A 7,645-nucleotide genomic window follows, 5' to 3' on the forward strand; every position below is an offset into this window, starting at 1 on the left:
CGTTTATAGCGTTTGAGTAGAGTGGCGGACTCTAAAGCGGGTGTGAAATGCATTTGCTTATTTAGACAAAAATTTTTTTATGTACAATGTTGCCACCATTACACCATAAGGTATTTCCTTTGTCACAATTGCCGATTGAAGCCGTGATGCCTGAGTTGCTGACGGCGGTCAAAAATCAACATCAAGTGATCTTAAAAGCGGCGCCTGGTGCCGGTAAGTCGACCTACTTCCCTTTACAGCTCCTCTTAAACCATTCGGTTGTTGGAAAAATCATCATGCTCGAACCAAGACGACTCGCGGCGCGTAACATTGCCCGTTATCTTGCTGAGCAATTGGGAGAACAAGTTGGTCAACGCGTGGGTTATCGAGTTCGTGGCGAGGCAAAGGTAAGTTCTGCAACGCAGCTGGAGATCGTAACCGAAGGGATCATGACTCGGATGATCCAAACTGACCCTGAACTGGATGGTGTTGATCTGCTGATCTTTGATGAGTTTCATGAACGCAGCATTCATGCCGATACCGCTTTGGCATTCAGTTTAGAAGTTCAAGAGGCATTGCGAGACGATCTCAAGCTGGTGGTAATGTCGGCAACGCTTGACCAACAAGCATTACAATCGTTGTTGCCAGAAGCCAGTTACATTGAATCTGAAGGGCGCAGCTTTGATGTGGCAATGCGCTACCAGCCGTTAGGTGTGAACGAGCATTTACCTACGAGTATGGCAAAAACAATAGAAAGTCTTATGAACAAAGAGTCTGGATCTTTGTTAGCTTTCCTACCGGGTGTTGGTGCCATAAAACAAGTTGAAGAGCGGTTGTCTCATTTAGCGGATGATATCGACGTATGCCCACTTTATGGTCAACTGAGCTTTGCAGATCAACAAAAAGCGATTACGCCAGCAGAACAAGGTAAGCGTAAAGTCGTTCTAGCGACCAACATTGCAGAAACTTCACTAACGATTGAAGGCATTCGCCTCGTCGTTGATTCTGGGTTAGAGCGTATTGCCCGCTTTGATTTGAAAAACGGTTTAACACGCTTAGAGCAAACACGCATTGCACAGTCTTCAGCGATTCAGCGTGCAGGACGAGCGGGACGAATAGAAGAGGGCATTTGCGTTCGTCTTTATTCTGAAAGTCAGTTCAAGCAGCAACCGCTGGTTCCCCAACCTGAAATTTTGCATTCCGATCTATCGAGCTTAGTCATGGAGCTGGCCTTTTGGGGAGCGAGTGATATCCACGATCTCAAGTGGCTTGATGTTCCCGCTAATGCGTCATTGGAACAAGCTAATCAGCTATTGGTGTCATTGGGACTACTGACGGAAAAAGGGCAATTAACGTCCGAAGGAAAACAGGCGCATGAACTAGGCGTTGAGCCTCGTGCGGCTGCGATGCTAATTAAAGCACAATCTTACAGTGATAAGATGTTAAATGCTGCTTTGGCGGCGGTCGCACTGATTGAAGAGCCAGAGAGAAACGTTACCAATATCGCTCATAGCTTGCATCGTTGGCTTGTTGGTACTCATCCAAAAAAGTCGCTGTTGTTCAAGCGTGCTCAATCTCTAGCGTACAAATTGGATACGGTATTTGACCTGAAAGGCGTGGATGAAGAAGCATTACCGCTGGTGTTAAGTTTGGCATTTCCAGATCGCATTGCGCAGCAGCGCACAAATCAATTTGGGCGATTTACTTTGGCTAATGGTCATGGTGCAGAATGTCGTCAGGAAGACATGCTAGGTGGCTGTGAGTATTTGGTTGCCGTTGACTTAATGCGTTCTCATTCTAACTCCAGTCAAATTCATTCGGCATGTGAATTGGATGTCAATATATTGCGAGCGACCTTTGAAGCGCTATTTTCGTCTGAAGAAGTTGTAGACTGGGATGAAAAAAGAGGGCGTCTAATGGCTGAGAGACAAACAAAACTCGGTCAGCTGGTGGTTGAACGCGAGCCGTTGCCAAGCCCTGGCAAAGAAAAAATGACACAAGCTTTACTCACGTATGTCCGCCGCCAGGGCTTACAGAGTCTAAACTGGACACCGGCAGCGGAGAGCTTGTTGGCTCGGATTCGTTGTGCGGTGGAATGGTTACCCGAGCAATCATGGCCAATGTTTGATGAAGCCAGTTTGTTGGATTCATTAGAAGAGTGGTTAGAGCCGTACATGACGTCCGTCAGTTCGGTTAACGATTTGAGCAAGATAAACTTGGTCGAAGCGCTGAACGCTCGATTAGGTTGGCCACTCAATCAACAGCTGGATGAATGGTTACCAGAGCATTACCAACTGCCGACAGGTTCAAAGAAGCGTATCCGTTACCAGTATGGCCATGAGCCGAAACTATCGGTGCGTATGCAAGAGGTATTTGGTGAGAGTGGCTCTCCTACGGTAGCACTTGGTCGTAAGCGTTTGGTGCTTGAACTGCTTTCGCCGGCACAACGTCCGCTGCAAGTGACGTCTGACTTGGCGGCTTTCTGGAACGGAAGCTATAAAGACGTTCAAAAAGAGATGAAAGGGCGCTACCCAAAACACGTTTGGCCAGATGACCCTGCCAATCATGTAGCAACTACGAAAACAAAAAGACAATTGAATAATGACTAACAGCAAGAAGCCTAGCGCGAAAAAAGCGCCAGCGAAGAAAAGTACAACCAATAAAGGAACGACAAAACCGACTCGACGCACACCGAGTAAAAAGCCGGCTAACGAGAAACGTTCGTGGCTGAAAGTTTTGTGGTCATTTAGCTGGAAAGCCGGTGTTGCGCTTGCCGCTGTTTTGCTGTTTGTTGGGATTTACTTAGATAGTGTGGTGAAAGAACGCTTTGAAGGTCAGCTGTTTGAGCTGCCAACAGTGGTTTATGCCCGTATCTTGAACTTAAATCCGGGTGAAAATATCACCATTCAAGAACTTCGTAACGAGCTGGATGTACTGAATTACCGTAAGGTAAGTCAGCCTCGCTACCCTGGTGAGTACTCTTCTTCTTCCACTCGGATTGAATTGATTCGCCGTCCATTCGAATTTGCCGATGGTCCTGAACCGGATCGTCACGTGATGCTCCATTTTTCAGATTCTGGCTTGCAGCGTATTCAGTCTTTAGAGTCCCGAGGTGATCTTGGTTACTTACGCTTAGAACCAAAGATGTTGGGGATGCTGGAGAAAGATCAAGATGAGCAGCGTCTGTTCTTGCGTCGTGATCAGTTCCCAGAAATTTTAGTTGATGCACTGCTTGCGACCGAAGACCGGGATTTTTATCAACACGATGGGGTGTCTCCACTCGCGATTGCACGAGCAATGGTTGCAAACATTAAAGCGGGTCGTACTGTTCAAGGTGGTAGTACGCTAACTCAGCAGTTGGCGAAAAACCTGTTTTTGACCCGTGATAAAACGCTGTGGCGCAAAGTTAGAGAAGCGTATATCGCGTTAATTTTGGATTACCGTTACAGCAAAGATCGTATTTTGGAAGCCTACCTTAACGAAGTGTACTTGGGGCAAAGCGGTGGTGAAGCGATCCACGGGTTTGGCTTGGCATCGCGTTATTACTTTGGGCAACCGATCCAAGAGCTGCGAATCGATCAACTGGCGATGTTAGTTGGGATGGTAAAAGGACCGTCTTACTACAACCCAATTCGTTACCCTGAGCGCACGAAAGAGCGCCGCGATCTTGTATTACGCTTGTTGATGCAGCAAAACATGCTGACATCTGAGCAGTATGAGCAAGCCGTCAGTCGTTCGCTTGATACGCAAAGCAAGCCACGTATTGCGAGCCGTCAGCCAGCTTATTTCCAACAATTGAGCATTGAATTAAAAGAAAAAGTTGGGGAGCGATTTAAAGCAGAGACCGGACTGCGCGTGTTTACGTCTCTGGACCCAGTATCGCAAAGCAAAATGGAACAAGCTATCGCGAAAAAGATCCCGGAGCTAGCTAAACGAGGCGGTAAAGAATTAGAAGCCGCAGCTGTGGCCGTTGATCGCCATAGTGGTGAAATCCGTGCGATGGTAGGTGGTAAACGTGTCGGTTATGAAGGTTTTAACCGCGCGCTCAATGCCAGTCGTCCAATTGGTTCTTTAGTGAAACCAGCGATTTACTTGACGGCTCTAGAACAACCGGAAAAATATAACCTAGGCACGACGCTACACGACACGCCGCTAAGCCTGAAAAGCAGTAAAGGTAATGTATGGACACCGCGTAACTACGACCGAAAATACCGTGGTGATGTGCCACTCTACATTGCTTTAGCGAAGTCACTCAACGTGCCAACTGTGCGCTTAGGCATGGCGCTTGGTATCCCAGAAGTATCCGATACTTTAGAGCGTTTGGGCGTCAACAAAGACGAAATCCGCCCAGTGCCTTCGATGTTTTTGGGCTCGTTTTCTTTGACGCCGTTTGAAGTCGCGCAGATGTATCAGACACTGACGAACTCAGGCAAACGTGCGAAACTGACCGCTCTGCGTTCAGTGATGGATATGGAAGGTAATGTGCTGTATCAATCCTTGCCTCGTTCATCAAGAGCCGTGGATGAGCAAGCAGCATGGCTAACGACCTACGCGATGAAACAAGGGGTTGCTCAAGGCACTGGCCGCTTCTTACAAAGCCAGTTTGGTTGGGCTGCATTGGCAGGAAAAACGGGTACCAGTAATGATAACCGCGATAGTTGGTTTGTCGGTGTTGATGGTCGTGAGGTGACGACAATTTGGCTAGGCCGTGACGATAATAAACCCGTGAATCTAACGGGGTCGAGTGGTGCATTACGAGTGTACGCAGAGTACTTGAAGCAGCGTATTCCTGAGCGTTTAGAGCTCCCATGGCCAAGAGAAATCACCACATTAGGGTTCAAGCCGACATCAGATGGAGGTTTAGAAATGAACTGCCGTAGTGATTACAAACTGCCGGTTTGGGATAAAACCGGTCAGATAAAGCAACAGTGTGAGAAGAAATCAAACTGGTTAAATAGCATATTTGATTGGTAGCATCGCCAAATCAACAACATTAGCTTGTTTATCTGATTAATTCTTAGTACATATTAGGGCGTGTTAGTACAGTACTGCTAGCACGCCCTACTTGATCAGATATTCAATAAAGGAAGAAGTGAATGTTCAAAAAGCTGTTATCAAGCCCATCGGTTCGCAACTTTGCGCTTTGGGTTAGTACCTTTTTGATGATCACTCCTTCTGTTTCCCTCGCAAACTCTCTAACAAAAACGGATGACTTGGAACCTCGACCAAAGGTGGCGGTTGTGCTCGCTGGTGGCGGAGCAAAAGGCGCTGCGCATATCGGCGTCCTTAAAGCGTTAGAAGAGATGCAGATCCCGGTCGATATTGTAACGGGCACTAGTATGGGCGCTTATGTTGGTGGTCTCTATGCCACGGGGATGAGCGCTGATGAAATTGAAAGTTTTATCTACACCGTGGATTGGAGCAGTGGCTATCGAGATCGTGTCGACCGCAGTCAACGCCGAGTTCGTGATAAAGAGTATGAAGACCGCTATCAAATTAACACTGACCTCGGCTTAAGATTTGGTGAGGTGCGTGCCCCAACTGGTGTGGTGCAAGGCCAGAACATGTTGCGCGTATTGCGTGAGACTACAGGGAACTTAGGGCGATTCGATTCTTTTGATGATCTTGCCATTCCTTACCGCTCTGTGGCGACAGATATTCTTGCGCTAGAGGAAGTGGTTCTTGGCAATGGCTACCTTGTGGACGCCATGATGGCCAGTATGTCTGTACCAGGAGCGCTTCCCCCCTATAAGCTCAATGGCCATATGCTTGTCGATGGTGGCGTCGTTAATAACATGCCTGTCGATGTGGCTCGCGCCATGGGGGCTGATGTCGTTATTGCCGTCGATATTAGCACCGATTACAAAACCGAAGATGAATTTACGGGGCTGTTTACTGTCGCGGATCAACTCTCTAACTATCTCGTTCGTCGTAGTACACAACAGCAAGTGGACGAGCTTGAACCTCAAGATATTTATATTCGTCCTAATGTGGGCACCATGGAAACTGTCGAGTTCGACAAAATGCCTTGGGCTTTTCAAGCTGGGTACGATATTACCAAGCAGTTAAAAGACAAGCTGAAAGGGTTGCGCTTGTCCAATGCGGACTATCAAAAATACATCGATCGTAAACAAGAAGTTCGTAAAACTTTGATTTATGGCGATCAGCGTGTGGTTGATGACATTGTGATTGTAAATAACACGCACTACAGCGATGTACTGTTGACAAATCGTATTGAATTAGAAACCGGACGTCGTATTTCAACGGCCGAAATTGAGAAAGCCGTTGAAAACCTTTACGCGTTAGATCGGTTCGAGCTCATCACTTATCACTTTGAAGAGGTTGATGGTGAGACATTGTTGGTTTTTGATGTTAACGAGAAGTCGTGGGGGCCTAATTATCTCAACTTCCGATTTTTTCTTGAAGATGACTTCGATACAGATAGCCAGTACGGCATAGGAATATCAACCAACTTTACCAACTTGAACTCTCATGGTGCGGAGTTGGCGTTCAACGTAGAAATGGGCACGGATAAGCTGATTGAAGCTGAGTTGTATTCGCCTGTTTTATCTAGCCAAGAACTTTTTGTATCGGGGCGTATTTCCTATGGGAGTGAGAGCCGAAACTTACCTTATCCAGAGCCTCAGGTGCCAGAGTTAGAGTCGGTTAATGATTTTTTTCCTGTTACTTACGATGATTTTACTACAGAGCTAGCGTTTGGCATTCAACCTACGTTATGGCAAGAGCTGCGCTTTGGTGCTCGTTACTCTACAGGAGATATTGAGCTGTCTACTTTGGCCTCTGCAGGGCAGTTAGACTTCGAGCGCAAAGGCATATTTGCGAGCTATCGACTCGATACACTTGATGATTTTGCATTTCCTACTCGTGGGCTACTGGTCGATCTCGAATATTTCGTATCTCATGATAAAAGCCCTCAAGGCGTTAGCCTTTTAGAGGTAGACAAAATTATTGAAGATACCGTGTATGAAATCTCTGCACGATTTAAAGGTGCAGTGAGTCATCAGCGTCATACTTTAGTCGGACATGCTGAATATAGTTTTGTTGAGAGTAAAAACTCATCTTTACCGCTTGATCCGAGAGAGTTAGGCGGCTTTTTAAACCTATCTGGCATCCCAAGAAATAGCTTGATTGGACAGAACCTGTTTTTTAGTAGCTTGGTGTACCGATACAAATGGTTCGACAATGACTTTGGACTATTTGAAGCGCCAGTCTACCTAGGTGCATCAGTGGAATACGGTGGAGTGTGGTCAGATAATGATCTGAAGCTGAATGAAGCGCCACTTTACAATGCTGGCTCTATTTTCTTTGGTGTTGACTCACCAATCGGGCCAATTATGTTGGCTTATGGTCGTACTGAGCAGGATATGGATGCTGTGTATTTGATCGTAGGAACGTCGTTTAATTAACCGGGTATAAGAAAGCAAAAACTTGGCATATTTGGTCAAAATTAGCAGAACTTTAGTCGTAAGTTGCTATGTTGGTCAAAATGATAAGATTTTAATTTAAGGTTAAATTTGCTATTATTTTGCCCACAGTTTGGCCTCTACGGCGCTGTTTCTCAATCATAATTGAATGAAAACAAGGGCAATGGAGAGCCAAGTTTCCAAGGATGTTCACTCCTTTACTTTAACAATAGTAATAATAG

3 protein-coding genes are annotated in these 7,645 nt (G+C 46.3%); all 3 read left to right on the plus strand.

Annotated features, from left to right (window positions below; translation table 11 throughout):
* Positions 1-119: 119 nt before the first annotated feature.
* Positions 120-2,588 carry an ATP-dependent helicase HrpB gene (hrpB, locus tag CAG69_RS19220; RefSeq protein WP_161445710.1) on the plus strand — a complete coding sequence of 823 codons (2,469 nt, stop codon included), beginning with the start codon at positions 120-122 and terminating at the stop codon, positions 2,586-2,588.
* A complete protein-coding gene (mrcB, locus tag CAG69_RS19225; protein ID WP_161445711.1) occupies positions 2,581-4,953 on the plus strand; it encodes a penicillin-binding protein 1B in 2,373 nt (790 codons plus the stop codon). The genes hrpB and mrcB overlap by 8 nt, the downstream gene beginning before the upstream one ends.
* A 122-nt stretch (positions 4,954-5,075) precedes the next feature.
* Entirely contained in the window at positions 5,076-7,406 is a 2,331-nt protein-coding gene (locus CAG69_RS19230) for a patatin-like phospholipase family protein (RefSeq protein WP_161445713.1), read from the plus strand.
* The last annotated feature ends 239 nt before the right edge of the window (positions 7,407-7,645 follow it).

This window comes from Vibrio sp. V43_P6S15P86 (assembly GCF_009904725.1).
Lineage (GTDB): Bacteria > Pseudomonadota > Gammaproteobacteria > Enterobacterales > Vibrionaceae > Vibrio > Vibrio diabolicus.

What these genes read in the sequence shown, in the direction of transcription:
- mrcB (WP_161445711.1), top strand. Translation starts at nt 2,581, where the DNA reads ATGACTAACAGCAAGAAGCCTAGCGCGAAAAAAGCGCCAGCGAAGAAA.
- CAG69_RS19230 (WP_161445713.1), top strand. Translation starts at nt 5,076, where the DNA reads ATGTTCAAAAAGCTGTTATCAAGCCCATCGGTTCGCAACTTTGCGCTT.